At 35.6% G+C, this 25,404-nt stretch carries 25 protein-coding genes; 10 read left to right on the top strand and 15 right to left on the bottom strand.

Annotation, left to right across the window (positions count from 1 at the left end):
• Positions 1–5 precede the first annotated feature (5 nt).
• On the top strand, positions 6–1,082 hold the full coding sequence (locus tag LC457_RS21145) for a nitronate monooxygenase family protein (protein ID WP_223601611.1): 1,077 nt from the start codon (positions 6–8) through the stop codon (positions 1,080–1,082).
• A 3-nt stretch (positions 1,083–1,085) separates the two neighbouring features.
• On the opposite strand, the gene LC457_RS21150 is transcribed toward LC457_RS21145, so the two are convergent.
• Positions 1,086–2,441, bottom strand: a complete 1,356-nt coding sequence (locus LC457_RS21150) for a deoxyguanosinetriphosphate triphosphohydrolase (RefSeq protein ID WP_223601701.1) — start codon at positions 2,439–2,441, stop codon at positions 1,086–1,088.
• Between the two features lie 204 nt (positions 2,442–2,645).
• On the opposite strand from LC457_RS21150, the gene LC457_RS21155 reads away from it, so the two are divergent.
• Both LC457_RS21155 and LC457_RS21160 read left to right on the top strand, forming a co-directional pair.
• Positions 2,646–3,275, top strand: a complete 630-nt coding sequence (locus LC457_RS21155) for a bifunctional 2-polyprenyl-6-hydroxyphenol methylase/3-demethylubiquinol 3-O-methyltransferase UbiG (protein WP_223601612.1) — start codon at positions 2,646–2,648, stop codon at positions 3,273–3,275.
• A 91-nt stretch (positions 3,276–3,366) separates the two neighbouring features.
• A complete protein-coding gene (locus LC457_RS21160; protein WP_223601613.1) occupies positions 3,367–4,101 on the top strand; it encodes a DNA-formamidopyrimidine glycosylase family protein in 735 nt (244 codons plus the stop codon).
• A gap of 258 nt (positions 4,102–4,359) precedes the next feature.
• On the opposite strand, the gene LC457_RS21165 is transcribed toward LC457_RS21160, so the two are convergent.
• Positions 4,360–5,082: a LytTR family DNA-binding domain-containing protein gene (locus tag LC457_RS21165; RefSeq protein ID WP_223601614.1), complete on the bottom strand. Its 723-nt coding sequence runs from the start codon at positions 5,080–5,082 to the stop codon at positions 4,360–4,362.
• Positions 5,082–6,158 (bottom strand): sensor histidine kinase, encoded by a 1,077-nt coding sequence (locus LC457_RS21170; protein ID WP_223601615.1) that lies wholly within the window; start codon positions 6,156–6,158, stop codon positions 5,082–5,084. The genes LC457_RS21165 and LC457_RS21170 overlap by 1 nt, the downstream gene beginning before the upstream one ends.
• 193 nt (positions 6,159–6,351) lie before the next feature.
• Here LC457_RS21170 and LC457_RS21175 point away from each other — a divergent pair, with 193 nt between their 5' ends.
• The 3 genes from LC457_RS21175 to LC457_RS21185 all read left to right on the top strand — a co-directional run bounded on the left by LC457_RS21175 (position 6,352) and on the right by LC457_RS21185 (position 8,682).
• On the top strand, positions 6,352–6,780 hold the full coding sequence (locus tag LC457_RS21175; RefSeq protein ID WP_223601616.1) for a hypothetical protein: 429 nt from the start codon (positions 6,352–6,354) through the stop codon (positions 6,778–6,780).
• Positions 6,781–6,787: 7 nt separating this feature from the next.
• Positions 6,788–7,759 (top strand): DUF6268 family outer membrane beta-barrel protein, encoded by a 972-nt coding sequence (locus LC457_RS21180; RefSeq protein ID WP_223601617.1) that lies wholly within the window; start codon positions 6,788–6,790, stop codon positions 7,757–7,759.
• Between the two features lie 266 nt (positions 7,760–8,025).
• Positions 8,026–8,682 carry a glycosyltransferase family 32 protein gene (locus tag LC457_RS21185; RefSeq protein WP_223601618.1) on the top strand — a complete coding sequence of 219 codons (657 nt, stop codon included), beginning with the start codon at positions 8,026–8,028 and terminating at the stop codon, positions 8,680–8,682.
• Here the strand turns inward: LC457_RS21185 and LC457_RS21190 are convergent.
• The gene (locus tag LC457_RS21190) at positions 8,679–9,014 is read right to left on the bottom strand and encodes a multidrug efflux SMR transporter (protein ID WP_223601619.1); all 336 of its coding nucleotides are present in this window, start codon (positions 9,012–9,014) and stop codon (positions 8,679–8,681) included. The genes LC457_RS21185 and LC457_RS21190 overlap by 4 nt on opposite strands.
• A 1,145-nt stretch (positions 9,015–10,159) precedes the next feature.
• Between LC457_RS21190 and LC457_RS21195 the strand changes: the two genes are divergently transcribed.
• From LC457_RS21195 to LC457_RS21210, 4 genes are all read left to right on the top strand, one after another.
• A complete protein-coding gene (locus LC457_RS21195; protein ID WP_223601620.1) occupies positions 10,160–10,879 on the top strand; it encodes an AAA family ATPase in 720 nt (239 codons plus the stop codon).
• Positions 10,876–11,622: a YggS family pyridoxal phosphate-dependent enzyme gene (locus LC457_RS21200; RefSeq protein ID WP_223601621.1), complete on the top strand. Its 747-nt coding sequence runs from the start codon at positions 10,876–10,878 to the stop codon at positions 11,620–11,622. The genes LC457_RS21195 and LC457_RS21200 overlap by 4 nt, the downstream gene beginning before the upstream one ends.
• A gap of 5 nt (positions 11,623–11,627) precedes the next feature.
• Positions 11,628–12,068, top strand: a complete 441-nt coding sequence (locus LC457_RS21205) for a hypothetical protein (RefSeq protein ID WP_223601622.1) — start codon at positions 11,628–11,630, stop codon at positions 12,066–12,068.
• Between the two features lie 381 nt (positions 12,069–12,449).
• Complete coding sequence (locus tag LC457_RS21210; protein ID WP_223601623.1) at positions 12,450–13,235, top strand: hypothetical protein; 786 nt, start codon at positions 12,450–12,452, stop codon at positions 13,233–13,235.
• Between the two features lie 110 nt (positions 13,236–13,345).
• On the opposite strand, the gene gcvP is transcribed toward LC457_RS21210, so the two are convergent.
• From gcvP to LC457_RS21265, 11 genes are all read right to left on the bottom strand, one after another.
• Positions 13,346–16,204, bottom strand: a complete 2,859-nt coding sequence (gene gcvP / locus LC457_RS21215; RefSeq protein ID WP_223601624.1) for an aminomethyl-transferring glycine dehydrogenase — start codon at positions 16,202–16,204, stop codon at positions 13,346–13,348.
• A 637-nt stretch (positions 16,205–16,841) separates the two neighbouring features.
• A complete protein-coding gene (locus LC457_RS21220) occupies positions 16,842–17,489 on the bottom strand; it encodes a J domain-containing protein (RefSeq protein WP_213279850.1) in 648 nt (215 codons plus the stop codon).
• Between the two features lie 379 nt (positions 17,490–17,868).
• Entirely contained in the window at positions 17,869–18,513 is a 645-nt protein-coding gene (locus LC457_RS21225) for an alpha/beta hydrolase (RefSeq protein ID WP_223601625.1), read from the bottom strand.
• A gap of 135 nt (positions 18,514–18,648) precedes the next feature.
• A complete protein-coding gene (locus LC457_RS21230) occupies positions 18,649–18,906 on the bottom strand; it encodes a hypothetical protein (protein WP_142718197.1) in 258 nt (85 codons plus the stop codon).
• Positions 18,907–18,996: 90 nt separating this feature from the next.
• On the bottom strand, positions 18,997–19,329 hold the full coding sequence (locus LC457_RS21235) for a hypothetical protein (protein ID WP_223601626.1): 333 nt from the start codon (positions 19,327–19,329) through the stop codon (positions 18,997–18,999).
• A gap of 11 nt (positions 19,330–19,340) precedes the next feature.
• Positions 19,341–19,895, bottom strand: a complete 555-nt coding sequence (locus LC457_RS21240; protein WP_223601627.1) for an RNA polymerase sigma factor — start codon at positions 19,893–19,895, stop codon at positions 19,341–19,343.
• Positions 19,896–20,690: 795 nt separating this feature from the next.
• Positions 20,691–22,694 carry a S9 family peptidase gene (locus LC457_RS21245; RefSeq protein WP_223601628.1) on the bottom strand — a complete coding sequence of 668 codons (2,004 nt, stop codon included), beginning with the start codon at positions 22,692–22,694 and terminating at the stop codon, positions 20,691–20,693.
• A gap of 176 nt (positions 22,695–22,870) precedes the next feature.
• Positions 22,871–23,329, bottom strand: a complete 459-nt coding sequence (locus LC457_RS21250) for a DoxX family protein (RefSeq protein WP_223601629.1) — start codon at positions 23,327–23,329, stop codon at positions 22,871–22,873.
• Between the two features lie 99 nt (positions 23,330–23,428).
• Positions 23,429–23,887 carry an SRPBCC domain-containing protein gene (locus LC457_RS21255; protein WP_223601630.1) on the bottom strand — a complete coding sequence of 153 codons (459 nt, stop codon included), beginning with the start codon at positions 23,885–23,887 and terminating at the stop codon, positions 23,429–23,431.
• A gap of 70 nt (positions 23,888–23,957) precedes the next feature.
• On the bottom strand, positions 23,958–24,386 hold the full coding sequence (locus LC457_RS21260; protein ID WP_223601631.1) for an SRPBCC domain-containing protein: 429 nt from the start codon (positions 24,384–24,386) through the stop codon (positions 23,958–23,960).
• A 137-nt stretch (positions 24,387–24,523) separates the two neighbouring features.
• A complete protein-coding gene (locus LC457_RS21265; protein ID WP_223601632.1) occupies positions 24,524–25,357 on the bottom strand; it encodes an SDR family oxidoreductase in 834 nt (277 codons plus the stop codon).
• Positions 25,358–25,404 lie beyond the last annotated feature (47 nt).

Below are 25,404 nucleotides of genomic sequence, written 5' to 3' on the forward strand. Positions count from 1 at the left end.
AAATCATGTGGAATAAAAATAGAATTACGGAATTACTGGGTATTGAATATCCTATTCTGCAAGGTCCTTTTGGCGGAGGTCTGTCTACGGTTGAACTGACCACAACAGTGAGTAATCTTGGAGGATTAGGCGGATTTGGGGCTTATACTCTGTCACCGCAGGAAATCTATGACATTCATAAAGAAATACAAACGAAAACGGATAAACCTTACAATCTTAATCTCTGGGTCAATGACCACGATATTATTGATGAAGAACATACAAAAGAGCAGTATCAGAAGGCAATTGAAACTTTCAAGCCTTATTTTGATCTTTTAGACACAGATATTCCTGCCCTTCCACCCTCTTTTGAATCAAGATTTCAGAATCAGTTGAATGTTATTTTTGATATTAAGCCTAAAGTTTTCAGCTTTATGTTTGGATTGATGGACGAAAATATCATCGAAGATGTTCACCAGCAGGGAACTATTGTTTTGGGAAATGCAACTACCTTGAATGAAGCAATTGCGCTGGAAAAAACCGGAGTGGATATCATTGTAGCTTCCGGCTTTGAAAGTGGCGGCCACCGACCTTCGTTTCTGGATCAGGCTGAACTTTCTACAACGGGAACTTTTGCTCTGATTCAACTGATAAAAGATCGTGTAAAAATTCCTGTAGTTGCTGCGGGAGGTATTGCCAACGGCCGTGGAATTGCCGGAGCTTTTCAACTGGGTGCAGAAGCAGTACAGATTGGAACAGCATTTCTGGCTACTGAAGAATCCGGAGCTTTACCGATACACAGAGCGTTTTTATTTTCCGATGCTGCAAGATCTACCGTGCTTACCAGAGCGTATACCGGAAGATTAGGGCGCGGAATTACCACAACAATATCACGAGATGTATTGGCTGCTACCGACAAAACATTACCATTTCCGTTGCAGACTCATTTTATGGGTGCACTGAGAAAGGCAGCTTTAGAGCAGAAAAAGAATGATCTGGTATTTTTCTGGGCAGGTCAGATTGCTCCGCTTTTAAAGCATAAAAAAGCCTCCACTTTAATGAAATCATTAATAGAAGAGGCTTCTGAATTATTGAATAAATAGAACTTACACCGTCATTCCGATGTCTATTCCTTTAATTTTTCTATATAAATCGGTAGCATAATTATCCGTCATCCCTGAAACGAAATCAATGACTCCAAGAACTTTCTGGTAATCGGTACCGTCATTGTAAATGAATTGCTTTGGAATTAATTTCAAAGCTTTTTCATCATAGGATTTTCTCTTATCTTCCGGTTTCAAAATGGAAGGAATAAAATGATCCAGCAATTCATACATTACATTATATCCTGCATTTTCAATTTCTACAACCGCTTTGTGATTATAGATTTTTTCTACGGAGAAACTTGCAATATCCTGTAATGCTTTATTTTCTTTTTTATAAATGTCCAGTAAACCGTTACCCAGATTTCCTTCAAGAATTGTCTCAAAGTTGTATTTGTACATCTCAAGCGACTTATTAATTAAAGCATTAATTACTTTTGCTCTTAAGTAAGAAATCTGTTCGTTTTCGTTTGAAATAGAATTTAGCTTCGTTTCAATTCTCTGAACATCGTCTGTCTCAGATTTTACCAGTTCAAAAAATAAGTTTTTGCAGTCTGCTGTAGAAACAATTCCCAATCTGTGGGCATCTTCCATATCAATGATATTGTAGCAGATATCGTCTGCCGCTTCTACCAGCCATACAAACGGATGTCTTTTGAAAATATGAGGTTCTTCACTTTCAGAAATAAGATGGGTTCCTTTGGCAATTTCCAGGAAAATATCTTTTTCATTTTGGAAAAAACCGAATTTCTTTCTGTGAATAATTCCTTTTTTCCTGGCTACAGCCTCACACGGATATTTTGCAATACTTGCCAAAGTGGAGAAGGTAAGCTGAATACCTCCTGCATCTTTCCCTTGCTGCTGCTGTGCCAGTACTCTGATCGCATTGGCATTTCCTTCAAAGTTGACCAGATCCGCCCACTCCTTTTCATTGAATTTTGACTTCAGGTCTTTTTCATTCCTTTCAAAATAGCTTGCAATGGCATCTTCTCCGGAATGTCCGAAAGCGGGATTTCCCACATCATGACATAAACATGCTGCTGCAATGACGTTTCCTAAATTATAGAGATAAAAATTCTTTGAATCTTCAGTAAGCTCACTTTTAAAATCTTCAGCAATGAATTCACCGATGATGCTTCCTAAACTTCTTCCTACAGATGATACTTCCAGAGAATGGGTAAGCCTGTTGTGTACAAAAACACTTCCGGGAAGAGGAAAAACCTGCGTTTTATTCTGCAGTCTTCTGAAAGCAGAAGAGAAGATAATTCTGTCGAAATCCCTTTGAAAATCAGTTCGTGAAGCTTTGGTCTGTGGATTGTTTCCTGTACGTTGATTGGTGAAAATCTGGTTTAAATTCATCATTTTTCAAAATTACTCCAAATTTTAATTGTACGGAATAGTATTTAGATTTTTATTAAACAGATCTTTCATTCAAAAAATCTATTATAGTAAACGTTTTTTAGGGATCGGAAAGATTAAAGAAATATTCTACATTTGACACAACTAATACAACCGAAGAATACTTATCATTCTTCTTTATCCAAATTTTAAAATTCTTTTACAATGACGGACAACACATGGCTCAACAGATGGGACGAAAGGTATAGCAGCGAAGAGTTTGCCTACGGAACTGAACCCAACAATTATCTGAGAGAACAGCTTAGTAAATTACAACCAGGCAAAATACTGTTTCCTGCGGAAGGAGAAGGCCGGAATGCGGTTTTCGCAGCAACACAAGGATGGCAGGTTTCTGCTTTCGATATTAGTGCCAATGGCAGAAATAAAGCCTTACAGCTTGCAGAGCAACTGGGAAACACAATTGATTATCAGGTTGGGGAACTTTCAACACTGAATTATCAGGAACAACAGTTTGATGCTATAGCTCTTATTTACGCTCATTTTCCGGGAGATATTAAATCTTCCATCCATCAAATGCTGAATCAATATCTGCGTAAAGGCGGCTTTATTATTTTTGAAGCTTTCAGTAAAAATCATCTTGAATATATTGCAAAGAATGAAAAGGTAGGCGGCCCAAAAGATATTCAATCTCTATTCTCTATTGAAGAAATCAAGGCTGACTTTCCTGATTATGATCGTATTGAATTAGAAGAAACAGAAATCGAGCTCAATGAGGGGTTGTTTCATAATGGAACGGGCTCTGTAATTCGTTTTGTAGGACAGAAATTGGTCTAAAAATATTTAAAACAGGTTTGTTTTGGGATAAAAAATTAAGATTTTATATAGCTATGGAATATTATTTGAATCTTTATCCCAAAACAAACGTATGCCTGAAGGTCCATCCATCCTATTAATGAAAGAAAACCTGCAGCCATTTGCAGGTCAGCAAGTGACAGAAGTTTCAGGAAATGCCAAATTCGAGAAAGAAAGTTTCATTGGCCAATCCCTTTTGGAAATCCGAACTTTTGGAAAACAAACTTATCTGGTTTTTGAAAAAGCAGCGATCCGGATTCATTTATTAATGTTTGGTTCTTACAGCATTGATGAACAGACCAAGCCGGATAAAAGTTTACGTTTAGCTTTGTTTTTCTCTACCGGAAGCATCTATTTTTACACCTGTTCTGTAAAGTCCGTAGACCTTGAATTTCTCTCCACAATTGATTGGGAAGCCGATGTAATGAGTGATCAGTGGAATCCCAAAAAAGCAGAGAAAAAACTGAAATCGAATCCAGAAATGATGGTGTGTGATACATTGATGAATCAGGATATTTTTTCTGGTGTCGGCAATATCATTAAAAACGAAGTGCTTTTCAGAATCGGAGTGCAGCCAGAAAGTCTGTTGGAGAATCTTCCCGCCAAAAAAAGAAAAGAGCTTATTGCAGAAGCCAGGAATTACAGTTTTGATTTTCTGAAATGGAAAAGAGAATTTGTATTGAAAAAGCATTGGCTTGTTCATACCAAATCTATATGTCCGGTTTGTGGACAGAAATTGATCAAAAAACAAACGGGTGCGGGAAAAAGGAGAAGCTTCTATTGTGAAAAAGATCAGAAGCTTTATTAGATCAATACTATTTTAAGTTTTGGCTAAAGCCGTTGAAGGGTTTATTTATTTAAAGACCATTTGGCTTCTGTCAATCTGACGAAGGAAGAATCCTACTGATGGTAAAGCATGAGATTCTTCACTACATTTTCATTTCATTCAGAATGACAATTCTGATCTATTTTTTTACAGATTTTCACCGTTGACAATATCTACTTTTTTGCATTACGAATCCCACAAAACACTATTACTCATTGCTCATTACCTATTACTTATATTCTAATCTGAATTCAGGAGTCCTCCTGCAAATCTTGTGAAAAATTCAGCGCGGTATACTTCTCCAAGAGGAATTTCGGAGTCTTCAATGTATATATTATGATTATCAAATGAATCAATATAATTCATATTGACAACGTAAGATTTACTTACTCTGATGAAGGTTTCTCCGGAAATTTTCTGATGAATGGTTTTCAGATTCATTGCAGTAATAAGCTTTTGCTGCTTTGTATGAATGACTACATAATCTTTAAGCCCTTCTATGAATTTAATATCTGAAAAACTGATTTTATAGAATCTTCGCTCTGCTTTGATAAATAAAAAGTCTGCAGTATTGGATTCTACCGTATTTTTCACGGTGTCTTTAGACAAAAGTTCGGTATAAAGTATGGCTTTCTCCACAGCCTTCTCCAGTCTCTGGGGATCAATAGGCTTCAGCAGGTAATCTACCGCTTCCAATTCATAACTTTTCAACGCATATTGAGAATAGGCTGTTGTAAAGATAATCAGTGATTTTTTGGGAAGCATTTCTGCAAACTCAAGACCTGTTACCATAGGCATTTCTATATCGAGAAAAATAAGATCTACATCATTATCTTTAAGAAAATCAAGAGCAGATGGCGCATTGGAAAATTCACCAAGAATATCAATATTGGAAATTTCAGTAATCAGCGATCTCATTTCGGACCTTGCCAAAGGCTCATCATCAACGATAATACAATTCATCACACGGGAATTTTTAAATTTACAGTATATTCTTTTTCATCTGATTCTATTTGCAGGTCAAAAGTGTCGTTATAGAGAAGTTCCAGCCTTCTGATGATATTGGCAAGCCCAAGTCCGCTATTTTTTTTATCCGAAACAATATAACCAGCACTCCTTGAATTGACACACATAAAATGAAGCTCCTTATTCTCAATATTGATCTCAATTTTCACATAAGACTCTCCTCCACTGAGATCAACACTGTGTTTGACGGCATTTTCAACGAAAGTGGTGAACAAATTCGGTGGAATAAATGTACTGCTAATGATTCTTTTATCAACATCTCTATGAATCTCAAAAGAGAAATTATCACGTCTTATTTTTTCAAGGTTTAAAAAATTGGACAGAAAATCAATCTCTGAAGCCAGTAACGTTTTTTCTTCACTGTTTTCGTACAGCTGATATCTGAGAAATTCGGAAAGTTTTACAATCACTACTGAAGCTTTTGCGGGATCTGTTCTTATTAATGCTTTTACATTATTCAGCATATTAAACAGAAAATGGGGATTGATCTGATTTCTCAGTTCATTCAGTTCCATATTCAGGGTAAGGGTACTCAGTTCACTGATCCTTTTATTATCACTGATCCATTTCTGCAGAAGTTTTATAGTGGTAGTCGTGAGAATAATCGGAATACACATCAGAACGCCTTCATAGATCCCTCCTCTTTCATTATCCTTCGGAATATATTGTGTTCTGAAATCCTCAAAAAGATGTCTGAAACTATATCCAATAAAATTAAGCCCTACAACTCCCATCAGAACAAGCAATACAAGGTAGGTAAGGTATTTTGTTTTAAAGAAAAACCGGGGAACCAATACATATATATTAATGTACACCATTGCGATCAGAATAATATACACAAAGAATAAGACATAGTATTGATATATGCCGGAATACCAATGCCAGAATCTCGCACTGTACAGCAGAAAGAAAAAGAAGATGAGAAACAGCAAATGCCTTCGGAATCCATATTTCGCTTCCACCAAAAAATCCATTACAAAGGTTTCTTCAAATTTCTGCGGACTGTATTTCATACGATAGGCTCATTTTATCATTAACAAAAATAGACAATAACGGAATTTACAACTATTTTATTATACGAAACCTGTATTTTATTATACCAATTATTACACCCTCGGTTTTTGTATAAAATCCCGGCCATTTTGTATAAAAACAAATTCACGCTGTATTTTTCTCTATTCCTTTGTGCCTATAAAATGAACACATATGGAATTAACAGCTTTTCACGAATTGACTCAGGAAATATCATTGGAATGTTTCTTTATGACAGAATCTCAACAGGAAGAAAAAGTAATACAGCTTATTGATTTGCACCATTTTGTAGAATGTTTTGATCCGAAGATTAAAATTCTCAGCTATCTCCACCATCCTATTAATATTATAGAACATCAGGGAAATACAATAGGAATCCTGTTTTGTGACCTGAAACATTCTCCAGTGCCGGACAGCAATGCTTCGGAAGAATTCAGAAGGAGATATAAGCTTTCTGAACTCTGGTTTGTCTTTGTAGAGGAAACTTATATTCCGGATACAGCCGGATATGCAGATGCAATTATTGAAAACAGTCTGGATATCTTCTATGAGAGGATTTTCAGCTTTAATTTCTTTCAGTCTATTATTCACCCTTTAAAATAAACTGCCCATGAAAACATTGAGAAGAGTACTTGTCCCACTGGCAATACTCCCTTTAAAGAACATCACCTATGCCCAGAAAAGGGATAGTATTCCTTTGAAAGTGCGTGCTTTTTTTGCCGATAAAATTCCGCAGGCACGAAACTTCAATGTCGAATACACCTTTGTCACCCCATCCTCTTTCTCGTCACAGCTCCAGGGTCAGGATCTGCCGGATAATAAGGTAAAAAGCTTTCAGCAGATGAAGGCAGATGCCAATATTTATTTTATCAAGAAAAGAAACTGGCTTTTGAGTACTACGCTGAACTACCGCTACACTTCAATCAGCAACGAAAACCCTGTAGTTCCGGGAATTGAATCCGAAGAGAACTTTCACTATCATTCGGAAGCGATTAATCTGAGCTATTTTTCAAGGTTATTCAAAAAAACGGCAATATATTCTGCCAGCATTTCTGCTGATGGTAGTGATCAGCATTTTGAACGGATCAGAGGATTGGTAACGGCCTCATTGATTTTAAAAGCAACTCCAAAAACAAAAATGACCCTTGGGCTGGCTGGTATTATCGATCCGAGTTCACAAATACCTGTACTTCCTATCTTCACTTACGAAAACAGATTCAATAACGGATGGGTATTGGATGTTCTGCTTCCGAAAAAAGTATTGATCCGAAAAGATATTTCTTCCAACGGAAGACTCTCTCTGGGAACGGAAATGGACAATACATCATTTTATACCTACCGTAATAACAATACTTATGAATTCCGGCAGGTTGCCCTCAACTCAGGGGCAATGTATGAGCATAATCTTGGAGGAAACTTTATCGGAACTTTTAAAACAGGGCTCAGAGCAAATATCAACTCCAGGGCTTTTAATAAACAGGATTCATTTAATGATTATATATGGAAAGGAACTTACAAACCTTCACTCTATTTCAATGTTGGAATTTCTTATAATCCATTTGAAAGAAAAAGGACAAAATAACACCGAAAAGCCGTTCCTGTAAACACAGGATTTTGATTTTTACAATATCCGAATAGATTGCTGAAGTTCCCTAATCAAGGAGATTAAAAAAAAATTAAAATTTTCTTCCTTCAGCGTTTAACCATTCTTACAAATTACAATCAAAACTACAGAAAAAATACACGTTCGGAGATTCTCTTTCATGAAAAATCTTATTGCCTCCTATGCAAATGACTTGTGAAAATGATTTCGGGATTTTAAATATAAGAATTTACCAAAAAAAGAATATGCCTGTACCCAAACAAATATTTCAGACTTTCATAACTAAAAAACTTCCTCTGATTACGCGTTATCATATCTGGAATATGAAAAGAAAGAATCCGGAATATAAGTATTATTTTTATGATGATCAGGATATAGAAAATTTTCTTGAAGAAGAATTCCCTCCACAATATATTGAAACGTATCGCAAATTAAGAATCGGTGCTGCAAAAGCTGACTTTTTCAGATATGCTGTTTTATATAAGAAAGGAGGTGTATATCTGGATGTAGACAGCAGTATTATCAAGCCATTCAAAAAGTTGATAAAAGATAATGATGAAGCTGTAATCAGTGTAGAAAGACATGAAAATCTGTATGTTCAATGGGCCCTTATTTTCAATAAAAATCATCCTTTCCTAAAGAAAACACTGGAATTGATGATGGATAATATCAACACTCACCGCTATCCACATGATATACATTCTACTACAGGACCTACTGTATTCAGTAATGGAATCAGACAGTCACTAGAAGAAAATCCGACTACTCCCTTTACTTTATTTGACGGTATTGAGTTCCGCGGGTATTTAAAGTTCAAATATAAACTGGGAAAATTTTTCTTATACAAAACAAGATCCAAACATTGGAAACAGATGCAAAAGCATGAGGAGATTATTTTTTAATGCGTTCCCATTTTTGAAAATACATTAATAATAATCACCCCGATAACAATCAGAGCAATACCGATAATAGCCGGAAGATCCGGAATCTGTTTAAAGGCAATGACTCCAATCATTGTTATAAAGACAATTCCTACTCCGGACCAGATGGCATAGGTAATTCCAACAGGAATCTGCCGAAGCGTGAGACTGAGAAAATAAAAAGCACAGGCATATCCTATGACGGTCACTACGGATGGCCATAGTTTGGAGAACTCCTCGGATTTTTTCAGAAAACTCGTAGCGATGATCTCAAATACAATAGCCAAAGTAAGAAAAATATAACTGCGTCCCATAAGTTTATTCTTTGTACAAAAGTAACAAAAGCACTCCGGTAATTCCAAAAAAGAGATAATGGGGAAACTCTCTGTTATTCAAATACGGCAAGTGTTTTTATGACTTTATTAAGGTATAAAAAATTCTATTTTTTAAACTATCAATCCAACAACAATACTTATCACAGGCACTTAATTCAACTTAAGTGCCTTATTTTTAGCTCCATTCAATATTTTAAAGGTTTTGGAAAAGTATGCCATTTTTTTCCGATCTGGCACAAAAAAATTATTTCTCTATGTCATGAAATGTGACACATGACAAAAATTCCGAATGAAAAACGAGGCTAAAAATAAATTTTCTTAACATGAAAATCCTTTTCGCGTGAAAAATTTACATTCAAAAAAAGTGGTTTAAAACAATATTATGCTACACATTATTTATTATTTGTTTTATCAACTCCAATATAGAAGTCGAGAAACGATTAACGTTTTCACATAATTTTACAGAGAGAATAATAAAAGTATTAATAAATTCTCAATAATGCATTAATTTAATGTAAACAAAAATTCACTAATAAATGAACACCAACCACCGTAAAACACTGATATACATCATAAGTATTTACTTTGGCACGTGATTTGAAAGTAGTAATATTGCAATTGAAAGATTGATAAAAAAAAGTCAAATAATTAAAAATAATACAAAATGGTAACTTATATCGGTATCGTAACAGGTTTAGTCGTAATCACTTCATATTTCATGACAGTAAGAAGAGAAAGAAACTAATTTTAAATAAAGCAAGCCTATAGAAATATCTATACTAATTATATTGTTTTATGTTTTTAGTCTGAGAGATCGGATTGCTCTTTTACTCATCGGGTAAAAGGGCCCAAAACATAAACCACAAAATCTTAGTTTCATAACAAATTTTAATATCCAAATGAGAAGAGTCGTTCGTAAGTCCGGCTCTTCTTTTTGTTTTAAGAATTATCAAATGAGCATTAAATTCTCTTGATCACGAATTCTACAATTATTTACCGATGTTTTTTCATTCACAGCTTATTATTTTTTCATACTGGCCTAGCTGTTTATTATTATTCAGGATTTCTTTCGGCATTTAATAAAGCTTTATCTTTGTTTATTCAATAATCATTTTATTATCATCATGAGTCTGTACAATCTTATTATCCAGGATAAAGAACAAGTAAACCTCAACGAAGTATTTCTCGATAAAAATAACAAGGAGCACCTGGTTCAGCTTATCAAGGAACATAATTATATAAAAGAGCTGCAGGAATACGGTCTTCCGGTTAATAATAAGATTTTGCTTCAGGGAAGTTCGGGATGTGGAAAAACAATGACTGCAAAGGCTGTTGCGAATGCTTTAGGAAAAAACATTATGATCCTTAATCTGAGTAACATTGTTTCATCCCGTATCGGCGAAACATCCCAGAATATTAAAATGATCTTTGATAAAGCAGCAAGAGAAAGATCTGTACTTTTTCTTGATGAACTGGATCAGATTGGCAAAGCGAGAGGCAGTGATGATAAAGATGTAGGGGAAATGAGAAGACTGGTGAATACATTAATTCAATTAATTGATTATTATCCTGAACATTCACTTTTGCTTTGTGCTACCAATCATCCAGAGATCATTGATACGGCTTTGCTAAGACGTTTCCAGCTAAAGATCAATTACGAAATGCCTTCCGATGAGATCCTGGATACCTACTACGACCAATTGCTGGGTCAATTCCCTGAAGACATGAGAACCGTTGAAAGAAAATACTCAGTTTCTTTTGCTGAAGCTAAGGATTATGCTTTAACATCGGTAAAAGCTGCATTGATAAAAAAACTGGAAGCCAAAGAAACCATTCCATCATGAAAGAAGACATTCTCCACAATCTCACTATCATCAATAACCGGATAAAAAATGCCTGTGAACAATCCGGAAGAAATATTGATGAAGTTAAATTATTACTGGCTACCAAAACAGTTTCCGCAGAACGAATTAAAGTTGCGCTGAAACATGGGCAAATCTTAATTGCAGAAAACAAGGTGCAGGAATTAAAGGAGAAGTACGATGATTTAAAAGATCTACCTCATGACAATCACTTTATAGGACATCTTCAGTCTAATAAAATCAAAGATATCCTGAAATATGATGTTACCTGCGTTCAGTCTCTAGATCGTCTGGAACTGGCAGAAAAACTTCACCAAAGACTTTTAGCCGAAAATAAAACGATGAATGTTTTAATTCAGGTGAATACCTCCAATGAAGAGAGCAAATTCGGAGTTGATCCCAATGAAGCAGTTGAACTCACCCGAAAGATTTCCCATTACTCTACTTTGAAAATAAAAGGTTTGATGACGATTGGCTTATTCAGTGCTGAAACCGAGAAAGTAAGAGCATGTTTTAAAATCCTTAAAAATCTTCAACAGGAAATCATCCATGAACATATTCCGAATGTGGAAATGAAAGAACTTTCCATGGGAATGAGTGGAGATCTGGAAACAGCCATTGAAGAAGGAGCCACCATTGTACGGGTGGGAACTGCAGTTTTTGGAGCGAGAATATATCCGGACAGTTATTATTGGAACGAGGGTAAAACGAATAAAAAAGCATAAATTATATGTTTCCACTTTATTATACCTTTGAAAGAGAAATAAAGAATAGTAATACATTAAAAAATGTCACTGATGAAATACGCTATTCATTTATGGAAAGAGAAATGGATAATTCCAGCTTTGATGACAATACTATTGTAGGCAAAGAAAAACTCTTTAAACTAGATTTTTCAAGTAGATCTCCATTGGTATTTTCTCCTCGTAAAGAGTTCTTCAATTATAATGAAAATACAAAAATTCTCACCTATAAAATTGAAGCATTTTATTCTCTTCTATTTTTCCTAATTTATTCTGTTATATTTTTTCTGATCTTACATTTCCTGATCCATCATATAGTTATTGAAATCATTTTTTCAACTCTATTTTTCATTCTTAACACAATTCTGAACTATTCCTATCACCTTAAAGTAATTGATAAAATATCCAAAAATTTAAACGAAAATTAAACAGTAAACAGTCCATTACATTGTCTACAAATTCGGTATACTTTTTGCTATAAAACTTTAAGAACCAAACAAATACATGTATGACAAAAAAATTACTCTCGGGCTGTCTATTTATAGCAGTATTATTCTTTTTTTCATGTGAAAAAGAAAACACACAGATGAAAAGTGGAATCTCCATTGAAACTATTTCAATTATAACCTGCGTTACTATGGGCGTAGCTATTTTGCTGGCCTATAGCTTTAAAAGAAGGTAAAGGAATATGACAGAAAACAATAGAACACCTCTCAGTTTTGGGAGGTGGTTTTGTTTTATTTGTTTCAAATAAATAATGAGAATTTCATTAAAATCTAATAAATTGTCATATTATTACTTATAGCCCAATGAAAACACCTCTATTAGCAGCTCTTTCTTTCATGGCTTTTAGCTGTACTCAAAAGAACGAAAAAAAATTCGGGCAGGTTTCAGATTATCCGGTAATTAGGGATTCTTCTTTATTTATCAGAAATCTTCGGCAGACCTTTGATCTTGCTATTCATAAAAGTCCGGAACAGCAGACAGGTGAAAAAATAACGGCATTCAAAAAGATAAAAATAAATGGTTCTGATCAGGATTATTATTTTATTGAATATGACTGGAAAACGGGACCTAGTGCAGGATATCCCTGGAAAAATCAAGTAATACTAACTTCCGATGGAAAACTTGTTAAAACTTTATGCGCTCAACGATATGAATTTATAAAGATCTTCCCCAAACAAAATCCTTTTCTACTGGCAACAATAGTGACAGGCCATGGAAACGGAGGCCATGAAATTTACAAAATCACAGCAGACTCTTTAGTAAATATCTATGATGGAAATGTAAAAACTTATGATACTGATGAAGACAACAAAGTGTATGAACCTCATGAGTTATCATTAAAAATAAAAGATTATAATAATGATGGATTCAATGATATTGCTTTCACTGGAAAACTCGTATTGATCCAAAGGCGAACACCGGATGGGTTCTGGTATGACAACACTACGATAGATGATAGGGAAATCAATTATTCTGTTGATAATCCTTACAAAAAAATTCCTGTAGAATATATTTTTCTTTATGATCAAAAAACGGGACATTTTAAGCCGAAAGGAGATTACAGGGAGAAATATAAGTTATTTAATTAATAGAGTATTATTGATTTTACGCAACTTGAGATTGCTTCGCGTTGCTCGCAATGACAAAAACAAAAATCCCTCTCATTACTGAAAGGGATTTTTTATAGTTAAAACTAAGATTACATATAAGCTTCAATCGGCTCACAAGTACATACCAAGTTTCTGTCTCCGTAAGCTTCATCTACTCTTGATACAGAAGCGAAGAATTTGTGGTCTCTTACCCACTCTAACGGATAAGCTGCCTTTTCTCTGCTATATGGTTTATCCCAGGAATCAGAGATTACCAATTGTTCTGTGTGAGGAGCATTTTTCAATACGTTATTTGTTGCATCTGCTTCACCATTAGCAATTTCATCAATTTCTTTTTTAATAGAGATCAATGCTTCTGCGAAACGGTCAATTTCAGACTTGCTTTCAGATTCTGTAGGCTCAATCATCAAAGTACCTGCAACCGGGAAAGAAACAGTAGGAGCATGGAAACCATAATCCATCAATCTCTTCGCCACATCAGCCACTTCAATTCCTAAAGATTTAAACTGACGGAAATCTACGATACATTCGTGAGCTACTCTTCCGTTTTCGTTTGAATATAAAATCGGGAAATGCTCTGCTAAAATTTCTTTCAGGTAGTTAGCGTTCATGATAGCGTGACCTGTAGCCTTTTTAAGACCTTCAGTTCCCAACATCTTGATGTAAGAATAAGAAATATTAAGGATCAATCCTGAACCGTAAGGTGCAGCAGAAATACCTTCAATAGCTTCTTTAGACCCTATTCTGATATTCGCGTTAGAAGGAAGGAAAGGTACTAGGTGTTTAGCAACACAGATTGGACCTACTCCAGGACCTCCACCTCCGTGAGGAATTGCAAAAGTTTTGTGAAGGTTAAGGTGGCAAACGTCAGCTCCGATGTTTCCAGGACTTGTAAATCCTACCTGAGCGTTCATGTTTGCACCATCCATATATACTTGTCCTCCGTGCTCGTGGATAAGGTTGGTAATTTCTTTAATGTTAGCATCAAAGAATCCGTAAGTTGAAGGATAAGTGATCATTACAGCTGATAAGTTTGCTGAATGAAGTTCTGTTTTAGCTTTAAGATCTTCGAAATCGATTTCACCGTTCTCAAGGTTTTTCACAACTACGATTTTCATTCCTGCCATTGCAGCAGAAGCCGGGTTTGTTCCGTGTGCAGACTGAGGGATCAATACTACATTTCTGTGGTGGTCTCCTCTTGAAATGTGATACTCTCTGATTACCATTAATCCTGCATATTCACCCTGAGCTCCAGAGTTTGGCTGAAGAGAAGTTCCTGCAAAACCTGTAATTTCTGCTAAGTCTTTCTCCAGTTCACGGATCATCTCCTGGTAACCTTCCGCCTGATTTACAGGTACAAATGGGTGAACTGCACCCCAGTTTTCCCATGAAAGCGGTAACATCTGAGTTGCTGCGTTCAGTTTCATCGTACAAGATCCTAAAGAAATCATTGAATGAGTCAATGATAAGTCTTTTCTCTCAAGACGCTTGATGTAACGCATCAATTCTGTTTCCGTATGGTATTTGTTGAATACTGATTCTGTAAGAATTTCGTCTTTTCTTAAGTTTTCTTCCGGAATGCTGTATCCTTCTTTTATTTCTAATTTGAAAGTCTGCTTGTCTTTAAACTGAGCGAAAGAAGCCATCAGATAGTTTAATTTCTCTAATGTTGTACTTTCGTTGATCGCAATACTTACTACACCTTCTGTGAAATAGTTAAGGTTAAGTTTGTGATCAAGCATCAATCTTACTAATCTTCCTTTTTCATCTTCAGCCATTGTGATTTTCACTGTATCGAAGATTGGCTCTTCTACTACCTGATAACCTAATGCTTTAAGACCATTTTTCAAAGCATTGGCTTTAAAGTGGATCTGATCAGCGATATAATTTAATCCTTTTGGACCGTGATAAACAGCATACATCCCTGCCATTACTGCTAAAAGAACCTGAGCTGTACAGATGTTTGAAGTAGCTTTCTCTCTTTTGATGTGCTGCTCTCTTGTCTGTAACGCCATTCTTAATGCACGTCTTCCGTACATATCCTGAGAAACCCCAATGATTCTTCCTGGGATATCTCTCTTGTAATCTTCTCTACAAGCAAAGAAAGCTGCGTGAGGACCTCCGTACCCTAATGGAATACCAAATCTCTGTGTAGTTCCTACCGCACAGTCAGCTCCCATTTCTGCCGGAGACTTTAGTTTTACCAAAGCCATAGGATCACAAGCAACAGCTACCTGAAGGTCAAGTTTTTTGTATTCTACGATATCTTCTGTATAATCTAAAACGATTCCGTTTTTACCAGGATACTGTAATAAAACTCCATAATAAGAACCATCAAACTGGTGTGTTTTATGATCTCCTACTACGATTTCTATTTCTAATCCTTCAGCTTTTGTTTTTAATACAGAAACTGTTTGAGGAAGAACAAGGTCAGAAATAAAGAACTTATTAGCTCCTGCTTTTTTCTGGTTTTTTGTTCTGTTGTTGAAGAACATATGCATTGCTTCAGCTGCAGCAGTAGATTCATCCAGCAAAGATGCATTAGCCAATGCAAAACCTGTAAGATCACATACTACAGTCTGGAAATTAAGAAGAGCTTCAAGTCTTCCCTGTGCAATTTCTGCCTGATATGGAGTATAGGCCGTATACCAGCTAGGGTTTTCAAAAATATTTCTCTGGATTGCTGAAGGCAAAAGTGTATTGTGGTATCCAAATCCGATATAACTCGTATAATCTGTATTTTTAGATGCCAATTCTTTTGAGTGGTTCAACATTTCGTATTCAGAAAGTGGTTCCGAGATCTCAAGATCTTTCTCTAAACGGATAGAAGATGGAATGGTCTGAGAAATTAACTCTTCAATACTAGAAACGCCAAGTTTCTCCAACATCGCCTGTTTATCGGCTTCATTAAGGGAAATGTGACGGCTCACAAACTGTTCTGTATTCATTTTTATTTATTAGATTTTGTTTGTAAAAAGATGTGTAAAATTACATTTTTTTGAATGATTGTACAAGAGCATATCCGGGGTGATAATTCACCAAAATATTTGTGATTTTTATCACACTTTATTTTTAATAAACTTTTAACAAGGTTTATAACAATCCTGACAAACACATCCCTTATTCTATACATAATATGCAACAAAACTATCAAATCACACTCAACAAAATACTGAAATATTATTTGAAATAATGTGAATTATTCACTGGTCTCATCTTACGGGTTAAACTTATCTTTAAAACATTCTACTATTATTAGTTTTATTCAAAATGTAAACTTAAATCTAATTCAAGGAGAATTTAAGAACGATCCAGGCATAGATTTTACGTCTGACAATCCATTAGAAAGCAGGCAATATCTGCTATACATCAGGTTTAAAGAATTTTATGAAATTTTATTAATTATATTTATTCTAAATTAATATATTTGCAGCATGAATATGATTGTCCCTTTTAAAGTTCCGCCTTTGGCACCTTACTCATTCAATAACGAAGAGATGTTCTGTGAAAAGAAATCGTGTTGTAAAAAGTTCAAGAAAGGAAAAAGATGCAAAAAATGCCCGGGAAGAAAGAAAATGGCTTAGGCTAGGCCAACGTTTTTATCAAAAAGTATAAGGCAATTGCCAGTACGATAATTCCCCAAAACAGCATTATAATTTTAGGCTGTCCATACCTGTTCATTACCGTTCTGGGTTGTGGCTTAAACATTTCTTCTACTGAATTTTTGAATTTCTCAGTATCATTTTCAAAAACTTCCGTAATGGTAATTCCCTGAACAACGGTTTTGTGCAAAAGAGAATTCGTTGCATGAAGCAGAAGCTGGAATTTCCCATCTTTAAATTCTGTGATCTTAAAGATTCTCTCTCCATACGGCTTTTCTAACCCGAAAGGCAATACTTTCACCACATCAGCATTACTCGTCTGCCAGTTGATGATAATCTCCTCCCCTTTTTTTGCATGAATTTTATTCGCGGTAAAAGTTTTGATCGCAGGTGGAATATTATACCTGAAACTTTTCTGATGATTTTCTAAATTCTGATCATAAGCGCGCCTTCTGACAGAATCACTCAACGTCTCATAAGCTTCCTGAATTTCACGAAAACGGTCAGCAAAAAAGTCGTCATTGTCATTTTTATCGGGATGATATTTTAAAGACAGTTTTCGATAGGCTTTTTTGACGTCTTCTTCTGAAGCATCCTGTGATATACCGAGAAAATAGTAGTAATCTTTCATTGAGAAATACAAAAATAAGGATTTATTTTTCTTTGCGTCTGATATTTATTACAAAAATTTAGCTGGAAAACGGAGCTCAAAAAAGTCATTGCGAATCGAAGATGAAGCAATCTCAATATCATTTATTATTTTAAGGTTGGAAAACGCAAAGACGCTAGTTCTTTTTCAAACTGCATATTTTAAGGCGAAGATTTTATCTCCGATAAAATTGTACTTCTCAACAAATGCTGCGAATTGAATGAGTTCAACAGCCCCTTTGTCATTCCGAGCATAACGAGGAATCTCAACTTTAATTTCTGCCCGCAGATTTCACCGATTACGCAGATCATTTTGCAGCAACTCAACCATAAGAACTAAACGGTAATAGCTCAACCAATATCTATTTGCGGAAAACCCAATCCTTAGCCGGAACAATCCAATCATTGAGGGCTTTGAAAAGGAAACCATGATTAAGTCCTGTATTAAGCTCTATTTCTTTAAAATCCTTAATACCGGATCTGATCCACCTTTGTTCCTTCGATAACGGCACATGTCCATCATCTGAATTTTCCGTAATGGAAAGAATCCTTCCATAAAGCTTAAAGTTCTTATCTTTTTCCAGAGAATCATCTTTAAAACTCGCTCCAATGATCACAAATTTCAATTGCGGATTCTTTTCATAATAAGACACATATTGTGCAATATAACCTCCCTGAGAAGTTCCTACCACGGTTATGCTTCCAGCCGGAATTCCTTTTTTCATGAGACTGTCAATCTGCTTCCTTACCTTTTCTGCATAAGCTACTGGATCAGTATCTGCTTTTCTTTTCTCAGAAATCACAACCGTATTTTTATCCTTTAGTTTATTAAGTATTTCTTCATATTCCGCAACCCCATATTTTGGATGTTTCTCCTCTAAAGAATGCCCTTCTAAAAATTTATTATGTAAGAAGAAAATATACTGTTTTGGTTGTGACTTTTGCCCAAACATACTGATTGAGAAAAACGAAGATACCACAAAGAAAATATTCTTACACTTCATCATAGCCGGAAATAATATTTAGTAATAACAAATATAGTATTAAAAGCCTTTACAGGATGTATTTTAAATAAAAATTCCGGCGCGGGAAGCAGAGCTTCCCGCGCCGGAATTAAACAATTTCAATTTAGTCTTTACGTATTATGCTTCGAAGGTATTATCCTTTTTGCAGCATCTTGAATGGAATTCTTTTTTGAATTTCCCTTTCAGTTCCTGATAGTCTTCGTCATTCATTTCTCTGATCTTATCTGCCAGTCCGAAAGGTGATTTTTCCTTGATTCCATACTCATCAAAAATACCTTTGATAAATCTTTTTCTTTGTATTGCTTTTTTAGCGATTAAGGCTACACCTACAACAGCTAATGCTCCCAGAGCTCCTTTTAATGCTGAATTTTTCATTTTTTCAAAATTTTAAATTTTACTACTTCTTGTTTTTTATAGAGACGAATGAATTTTAATTTTACTTTACTACTTCTTAAAATTTTCAAATTATTCGTTGTTTCTGTTGAAGAATCCGCCTGAACATTTATTTCTCCAGACTTCTTTGAATTTTTCCCTTTCTTCAGGGGACCATCCTTCCATTTTTTTTCTCATTTTTCTTTCCTTGAAGTCTTTCATTCCTTTCCCGAAATGGAAACCTCCGAAAAGAATTTTACTTAGGATCAGTATTCCCATTGCCTGCCAGAATGTAATGGCTTTTACTCCTAAAATCTCCGGGAGAAGGCAATTCCAAAGCAGCATTACAATCCATGTAACAGCGGCTAAAATTAACGGCGGACATAACAATAAAAAAATCCAACCCTTTTTGTGTTTATGATTCATAATTTCTTTTTCTAACTTTTTAAATCTTCGTACAGTTTTCTCAATCTGTTTCTCAAATGCTTCACAGCATAGTTTTTTCTACTGATGATGGTTTTGATGTTTTCTCCCTGTTCATCGGCGATCTCCTGGAGGGTTTTGTCGTTCAGTTCATTTTCTACGTAGACCAGTCTTTGTTTTTCGGGAAGTTCGTCCAGTGCTTCAAACAGTTTTTTCCAGATCTCATCCTGAAACATCTTCACCTCAGGACCGGCACTGTCATCCATCAACAAGATATCCTTGATAGAAAAACTACCGTCTTCATCCTCATATACGAAATCTTCAAGATTTTCTGTTTTCTTTTTGCGGTAACGGTCTGTAATTTTATTTGCCGTTACCCTATACAGCCATCCACCAACATTTACGATCTCCGAAATATTCGTAAGGCTACTGAACTGATACCACACCTCCTGCAGAATATCTTCCGCATCCTCCGTATTTTTCACTTTCGGACGAATATAGGACATCAGCTTCCCTCCGTAGTTGGAAACGGTCTGTGAGATGATGCTTTCTTTCTCCTTCTGTGGCATTGTTATTTTTTCGACAACCTCCATATTGCTATGACGGCCAGCCTTTTGGTTTTACTTTAATAAATTTAAAATATTTTTCTTACAATTCAATTTTTCTTTTATTCATCAACATTTTTATCTTCTTATTTTATCAGATTACCCATTGCTTATTACTCATTATTTATTTCTTTAGGAGCTTATTCCCGCTATCCGCTCATACTCCTCACGCCAAACTATCCCCCAACCTTATCCTCCAACGCTCCCATTCATGCTCCGGGGTAACCGCTGCTATCGGGGCTAAAGTAATCAATGATAAATGATAAGTAATGAATGATAAAATCTTTGTATTTCCATATATATTTTTTTTGGTTGGAAAACGCAAGGCCGCAAAGTTTTTATCATTATTATGTATAATTGTAAGGCGCAAGAAAATCAAAGATTTTCGGCAAGTGATATTCTTTTTATTTTCTTGTAGATCAATATAGATCAAAGGTTATTAAAACAGTTTTTTATAAGTATTTGCATAATTAATAAGAGTGACTATTACCGGAGCCTGGATTCCTCGCTTCGCCCGGAATGACAAATGTACCGTGGAAATATCCGTAAACCCTTAGAGCTATACAATTTTATCGAAGATAAAATCCTTGCGCCTTAAAGCACATCACTTGTAAAACCTTAGCGCCTTTGCGTTTCCAACTCTTCCACTGCTTCTAATTTCTTATGAGATTGCTTCGCTTTGCTCGCAATGACTTTACCCATGATAAAAAAGAAACGGAAGACCTAAGTCCTCCGTTCAAATATTATTTAATTAATAGTTTATTTATTAAAATTTTCTGCAAAGAATCCTAACATTGATTTGTAAAGCTCAATTCTGTTCGGTTCTTTTCCAAATCCATGTCCTTCATCATATTTTACCAGGTAAGGAACTTCAAAACCTTTGGCACGCATTGCTTTTACAATCTGATCAGATTCATTGATGTTTACCCTTGGGTCATTGGCTCCCTGAACGACAAATAGTGGTTTTTTAATCTTATCAATCTGATATACCGGTGAAACTTCCTTGGCAATCTTTGCTTCTTCAGGATTATCCAGATCATACCAGATTTGTTTTACCATTTCTTTATAAGGCTTCCAGTATTCCGGGAATGAATCAAAGAAGGTAAAGATATTCGATACTCCTACATAATCTACCCCACAAGTATACAGGTCTGGAGTTTTAATCAAGCCCATTAACGTGGCATATCCACCATGGCTGCCTCCGTAAATGGCTACTTTATCCTGATCTACCCATCCCTGACTGATGGCATATTTTACCCCGTCTTCCACATCATCCATCGCTTTTCTTCCGATCTGTTTGTAGCCTGCTTTCTGGAATGATTTTCCATAGCCTCCGGAAATTCTGAAGTTGACCTGAAGTGTGGCATATCCTCTGCTTGCAAACAGCTGCGCTTCAGGATTGAATCCCCAGCTGTCTCTGATTCCCTGTGGACCACCGTGAGGATTCACAATCATTGGAACTTCTTTACCTTCCAGCGCTGCTTTAGGCAATGTGATATATCCATGAATGGTCATTCCATCTCTGCTTTTAAATTCGATAGGTCTCATTTCAGCCATATCTTCTTCCTTCAGCTGAGGCATCAGGTTGTACAGAAGTTTGGTTTGCTTGGTTTTGGTATCATATTCATAATAGGTTCCGTAGAGCTTATCACTTCCTACCACAACGAGAAGTTTATCATTATTATCATCAGAAGAAGCAATTCCGAATTCCTTGTCTCCAAACTGAGATTTTAATTTATCATGTATTTCTTTATAAAATTTACTTACCGGAACTGTTTCTCCTTTTGTCCCTTCATAGCTAATAAAATCAAGCTCATAATTTCTATTTTTACCCGCTGTGCTTATTGAACTTACATCATATACCGGATTGGAATAAATTTCTTTAATCACAGTATTTTTTTTCAGATCGTAGAGTACAATTCTCGCTTTATCACTATCAAGATTCATTACTACATACGCTTCATCTTTATTTTTAGAATTTTCATTAAACTCTATAATACTGAAAGTATCAGACCAGTCTGCGGATTTGATCAGGTTGAATTTTCCTGTCTGCAGATCTTTATAATATGTTTTTGTTGTTAATCCGTTTTCAAGAACGCTATAGCCTCTCAGATTTCCATCTTTATCAAAAAGATAGTCGTCGATAGGACTGTTGACATCTTTATTTTCATACAGCTGGGTCATTTCCCCTGTAACGAAATTGATTTTAAAAGGTTCAAAGATCTGTTTGTTGTTTTTATTCATAGTAACCACAACGAAATCAGTATCTTTTATAGGAATAATAGACTGCACTTTTACACCGTCAAATGGTGTTAGATCTTTTTGATTGCTTCCATCTGTATCGGTAGCATAAAGGTGAATATTTTCATTTCCTCCTCTATCCTGCGTATAGAAAAGACGTTTTTTATTCAGCCAGCCGTAAGCTTTGATCAGATCATCTTTTTCAACGATGGCCTTAGTGATCTTTCCTGTACTCAAGTCTTTAACGTACACATGATTTTTTTTATCCTGATCTTTTTCTTTGTAGGAAAGATATTTTCCGTCAGGAGAGATTTTAAATACGGAAGCTTTTGGTCTTGCAAAGTAATCTTCAACTTTGTATTTGAAGTTTCCTTTGTCATAAGAAATAAGTTTCTCAAGATTAGCCTTAGAAGATGGCAAAGTAGGATCTCCCGGCAGTTTTGCAGTAGAACTTTGTGCGTTGATCATCATAGAGGATAGTACAATAATGGCTGTACCGAAAATTTTGTGATTTAGATTCATAACTTCTGTTTTTAAGGTTAAAGTTATAGAACACACTTATTTTCAAAACAATAAAAAATAAATGCATTTATACAATAAGACACACGATCCCTATAAAACGTTACACAATATTATCAATTAATTTAAAAAAACAGCAATTATATGAAAAAGACAGCCTCCATGACTGTCTTTTTTATTTAGTGTAAATATATTCCGAAATACCAGGTCCAGACTATCAAAATAATCTGCATGGGAATCCTTTGCATGTAAAGGTATTTCATTCCCGGACCAGTGTAATCTGCTTTAAAAATATTAATCCTTTTCCTGGAAGAATTGATATTGGCAATAAAAACCAATACATAAAAAATAATCAGCAACACTGCAGTAATCTCACGAACAGCCGGAATCATCAGTCCGATTCCTGCAGCAATTTCTAAAACTCCTGTAAAGTATACCCAAAACATTCTCGCGGGAATAAATTCGGGAATCATCATGGCCATTCCTTTCTGAAATTTAAAATGGGCAAAACCTGTAAATATGATAAATACAGCCATTCCCAGGTTTCCTGAAAATATAAAATCCGGCTTTCCCTGAACTAAAAAAGTTCCCAGCAAAGCCAGAATAAATGTTGCGAAAAGTATTACGAGTAGTTTCATATTTTAGGTGGTAGGTAATAGGTAGCAGGTAGCAGGTAGCAGATGATAGGTGGCAGGGATTAGAGACCTTGAACTTGAAATTTTAAACTTTGAACTGCTTTACACAGAATCGAGGCTTACTCCTTCTGCGAGACTTTTCACGACCATCAGACCTTTTGTAAAGCCTGTGTTCATGTGATCTTCCCATTGTTTTTCAACCTGAACTTCGGCATGAAGTTTTGTTTTCCCTCCAAAGTCGATCAGGAAATATTTTTCAAAGCTTCCGTTCCATTCCATTACTTCTTTGCTTTGGGTGTCTTCTACTCCATTTTTATCTACCATTCCCAGATGTTTAAAAACAATCTGATGGGGTTCTTCCAGACTGTCTATGGTTGAAACCATTCCTTCTCCCTCAGCATTAAGAAAATAGGTTTTTCCGCCTATCTTCCAATCGGATTTCATGATAGATCCCGGACCGAAAAACCGAGTCCATTCACTATATGTTTCAGGGTTCCAAAGAATGTCCCATACTTTCTGTAAAGGGGCATCAATTACTGTTTCGTATGATAAGGTTTCCATTTTTATATTTTTTACAGTGATTTGGCTATTGAATTACTTTCAATCTCAGGTGTAATTTAACCTGAGATATTTACAACTGATTCTCTGAAAGGTGCTTAACGATGGTCATCGCTTTTGGAAATTTCTCTTCAAAAAAGTCTTTAAATTCTGCAGGAGTCTGTATTTCTGTTTTCAGTAGTGTTCCTTCTTCATTTTCTTCAAGGAAATAAGCTTCTGTTGCTTCTCCCCAGTCCTGAGGAACTTCAATACCGTCATAAATTTCTCCAAGGTGCAGAAATCTTATTTCTTCATTAGGAATAACCTTTTCTACCCTGCTGTACATTCCGTTGTTTTTGGGGTCAAGAAATTTAACAATATTGTTCTCTTCGAGTGTTCCTTCATAGAAAGAACCTTCTGTAAATGCCGTTGTCCATTGCCTGTAAGTAATATCTGCCCACAGGACACTCCATACTTTTTCAGGTTCGGCATTGATTTCTATTTCGTATGATAATCGTTCCATATATTTTAAGGTTTTAGGTGGTGGTTAATAGGTTGCAGGTGATTGTGTCTGAGGGTTTGAGAGTCTTAGAGTAAGAGTGTATTGATCTGTGATTTTCTAACTTCTAACTTCTTGTTTCCAGCTTCCAGCGTTTCATTCTATCCTCCGACGAAATCACCTCCGTTAATGTGGATAATTTCTCCTGTAATATAACTTGCATCTTTAGAAGCAAGAAAAACATAGGCCGGAGCTACTTCCGATGGTTGCCCAGCACGCTTCAGCGGAGTATCTTTTCCAAATTTGGAAAGATCATCAAAAGCTTCTTTCACAAGCGGAGTCCAAATAGGTCCAGGTGCAATTCCATTCACCAGAATTCCTTTTTCGGCAAGATTATCTGCCAGTGAGCGAATAAAAGACAATACGGCTCCTTTTGTAGCGGCATAGTCAAGTAAATGATCGCTTCCGCGGTATGCTGTGACAGAAGTTGTGCAGATGATTCTTCCTCCTTTTCCAATCAGCGGAAGAAAATTTCTGGTGAAAGAAATCATAGAAATAATATTGGTATCAAATGTTTCCCGAATCTGTTCATCAGAGATTTTTTCCAGACTGCTTTTGGAAGTATGAATTCCTGCATTATTCACGAGAATATCAAGTTTCTTCCACTCTTTTTTAATCTTGTCTGCACACTTGGTCCTGAATGTTTTCCGGGTAAGATCGCCTTTGATGAGGATACATTCCTGTCCTTCTTTTTCAACCAGTTTTTTAGTCTCTTTGGCATCATCGTCACTTTCTTTGTAGATGATAGCAACATCTGCTCCTTCTCTGGCAAAATGAACGGCTACAGCCTGTCCTATGCCACTGTCTCCTCCGGAAATAACTGCTTTTTTACCTTTCAGCTTCCGGCTTCCCTGATAATCGTTCCGGATAATTTCCGGAAACAGCCCTTCTTTAGGGACTTCTGACTTAGATTGTGATTTGTTCTGTGTCTTCATATGCAAATCTTTTCTCTAAATCATATCAAACAATACGCCGAAATAGA

Origin of the sequence: Chryseobacterium sp. GVT01B, from assembly GCF_019970045.1 — a bacterium.
Taxonomy (GTDB): domain Bacteria; phylum Bacteroidota; class Bacteroidia; order Flavobacteriales; family Weeksellaceae; genus Chryseobacterium.

Excerpts from the sequence above, each read along its gene's own strand:
- LC457_RS21145 (WP_223601611.1), top strand. The coding sequence starts at position 6 with ATGTGGAATAAAAATAGAATTACGGAATTACTGGGTATTGAATATCCT.
- LC457_RS21150 (WP_223601701.1), bottom strand. The coding sequence starts at position 2,441 with ATGAATTTAAACCAGATTTTCACCAATCAACGTACAGGAAACAATCCA.
- LC457_RS21155 (WP_223601612.1), top strand. The coding sequence starts at position 2,646 with ATGACGGACAACACATGGCTCAACAGATGGGACGAAAGGTATAGCAGC.
- LC457_RS21160 (WP_223601613.1), top strand. The coding sequence starts at position 3,367 with ATGCCTGAAGGTCCATCCATCCTATTAATGAAAGAAAACCTGCAGCCA.
- LC457_RS21165 (WP_223601614.1), bottom strand. The coding sequence starts at position 5,082 with ATGAATTGTATTATCGTTGATGATGAGCCTTTGGCAAGGTCCGAAATG.
- LC457_RS21170 (WP_223601615.1), bottom strand. The coding sequence starts at position 6,158 with ATGAAATACAGTCCGCAGAAATTTGAAGAAACCTTTGTAATGGATTTT.
- LC457_RS21175 (WP_223601616.1), top strand. The coding sequence starts at position 6,352 with ATGGAATTAACAGCTTTTCACGAATTGACTCAGGAAATATCATTGGAA.
- LC457_RS21180 (WP_223601617.1), top strand. The coding sequence starts at position 6,788 with ATGAAAACATTGAGAAGAGTACTTGTCCCACTGGCAATACTCCCTTTA.
- LC457_RS21185 (WP_223601618.1), top strand. The coding sequence starts at position 8,026 with ATGCCTGTACCCAAACAAATATTTCAGACTTTCATAACTAAAAAACTT.
- LC457_RS21190 (WP_223601619.1), bottom strand. The coding sequence starts at position 9,014 with ATGGGACGCAGTTATATTTTTCTTACTTTGGCTATTGTATTTGAGATC.
- LC457_RS21195 (WP_223601620.1), top strand. The coding sequence starts at position 10,160 with ATGAGTCTGTACAATCTTATTATCCAGGATAAAGAACAAGTAAACCTC.
- LC457_RS21200 (WP_223601621.1), top strand. The coding sequence starts at position 10,876 with ATGAAAGAAGACATTCTCCACAATCTCACTATCATCAATAACCGGATA.
- LC457_RS21205 (WP_223601622.1), top strand. The coding sequence starts at position 11,628 with ATGTTTCCACTTTATTATACCTTTGAAAGAGAAATAAAGAATAGTAAT.
- LC457_RS21210 (WP_223601623.1), top strand. The coding sequence starts at position 12,450 with ATGAAAACACCTCTATTAGCAGCTCTTTCTTTCATGGCTTTTAGCTGT.
- gcvP (WP_223601624.1), bottom strand. The coding sequence starts at position 16,204 with ATGAATACAGAACAGTTTGTGAGCCGTCACATTTCCCTTAATGAAGCC.
- LC457_RS21220 (WP_213279850.1), bottom strand. The coding sequence starts at position 17,489 with ATGAAAGATTACTACTATTTTCTCGGTATATCACAGGATGCTTCAGAA.
- LC457_RS21225 (WP_223601625.1), bottom strand. The coding sequence starts at position 18,513 with ATGATGAAGTGTAAGAATATTTTCTTTGTGGTATCTTCGTTTTTCTCA.
- LC457_RS21230 (WP_142718197.1), bottom strand. The coding sequence starts at position 18,906 with ATGAAAAATTCAGCATTAAAAGGAGCTCTGGGAGCATTAGCTGTTGTA.
- LC457_RS21235 (WP_223601626.1), bottom strand. The coding sequence starts at position 19,329 with ATGAATCATAAACACAAAAAGGGTTGGATTTTTTTATTGTTATGTCCG.
- LC457_RS21240 (WP_223601627.1), bottom strand. The coding sequence starts at position 19,895 with ATGCCACAGAAGGAGAAAGAAAGCATCATCTCACAGACCGTTTCCAAC.
- LC457_RS21245 (WP_223601628.1), bottom strand. The coding sequence starts at position 22,694 with ATGAATCTAAATCACAAAATTTTCGGTACAGCCATTATTGTACTATCC.
- LC457_RS21250 (WP_223601629.1), bottom strand. The coding sequence starts at position 23,329 with ATGAAACTACTCGTAATACTTTTCGCAACATTTATTCTGGCTTTGCTG.
- LC457_RS21255 (WP_223601630.1), bottom strand. The coding sequence starts at position 23,887 with ATGGAAACCTTATCATACGAAACAGTAATTGATGCCCCTTTACAGAAA.
- LC457_RS21260 (WP_223601631.1), bottom strand. The coding sequence starts at position 24,386 with ATGGAACGATTATCATACGAAATAGAAATCAATGCCGAACCTGAAAAA.
- LC457_RS21265 (WP_223601632.1), bottom strand. The coding sequence starts at position 25,357 with ATGAAGACACAGAACAAATCACAATCTAAGTCAGAAGTCCCTAAAGAA.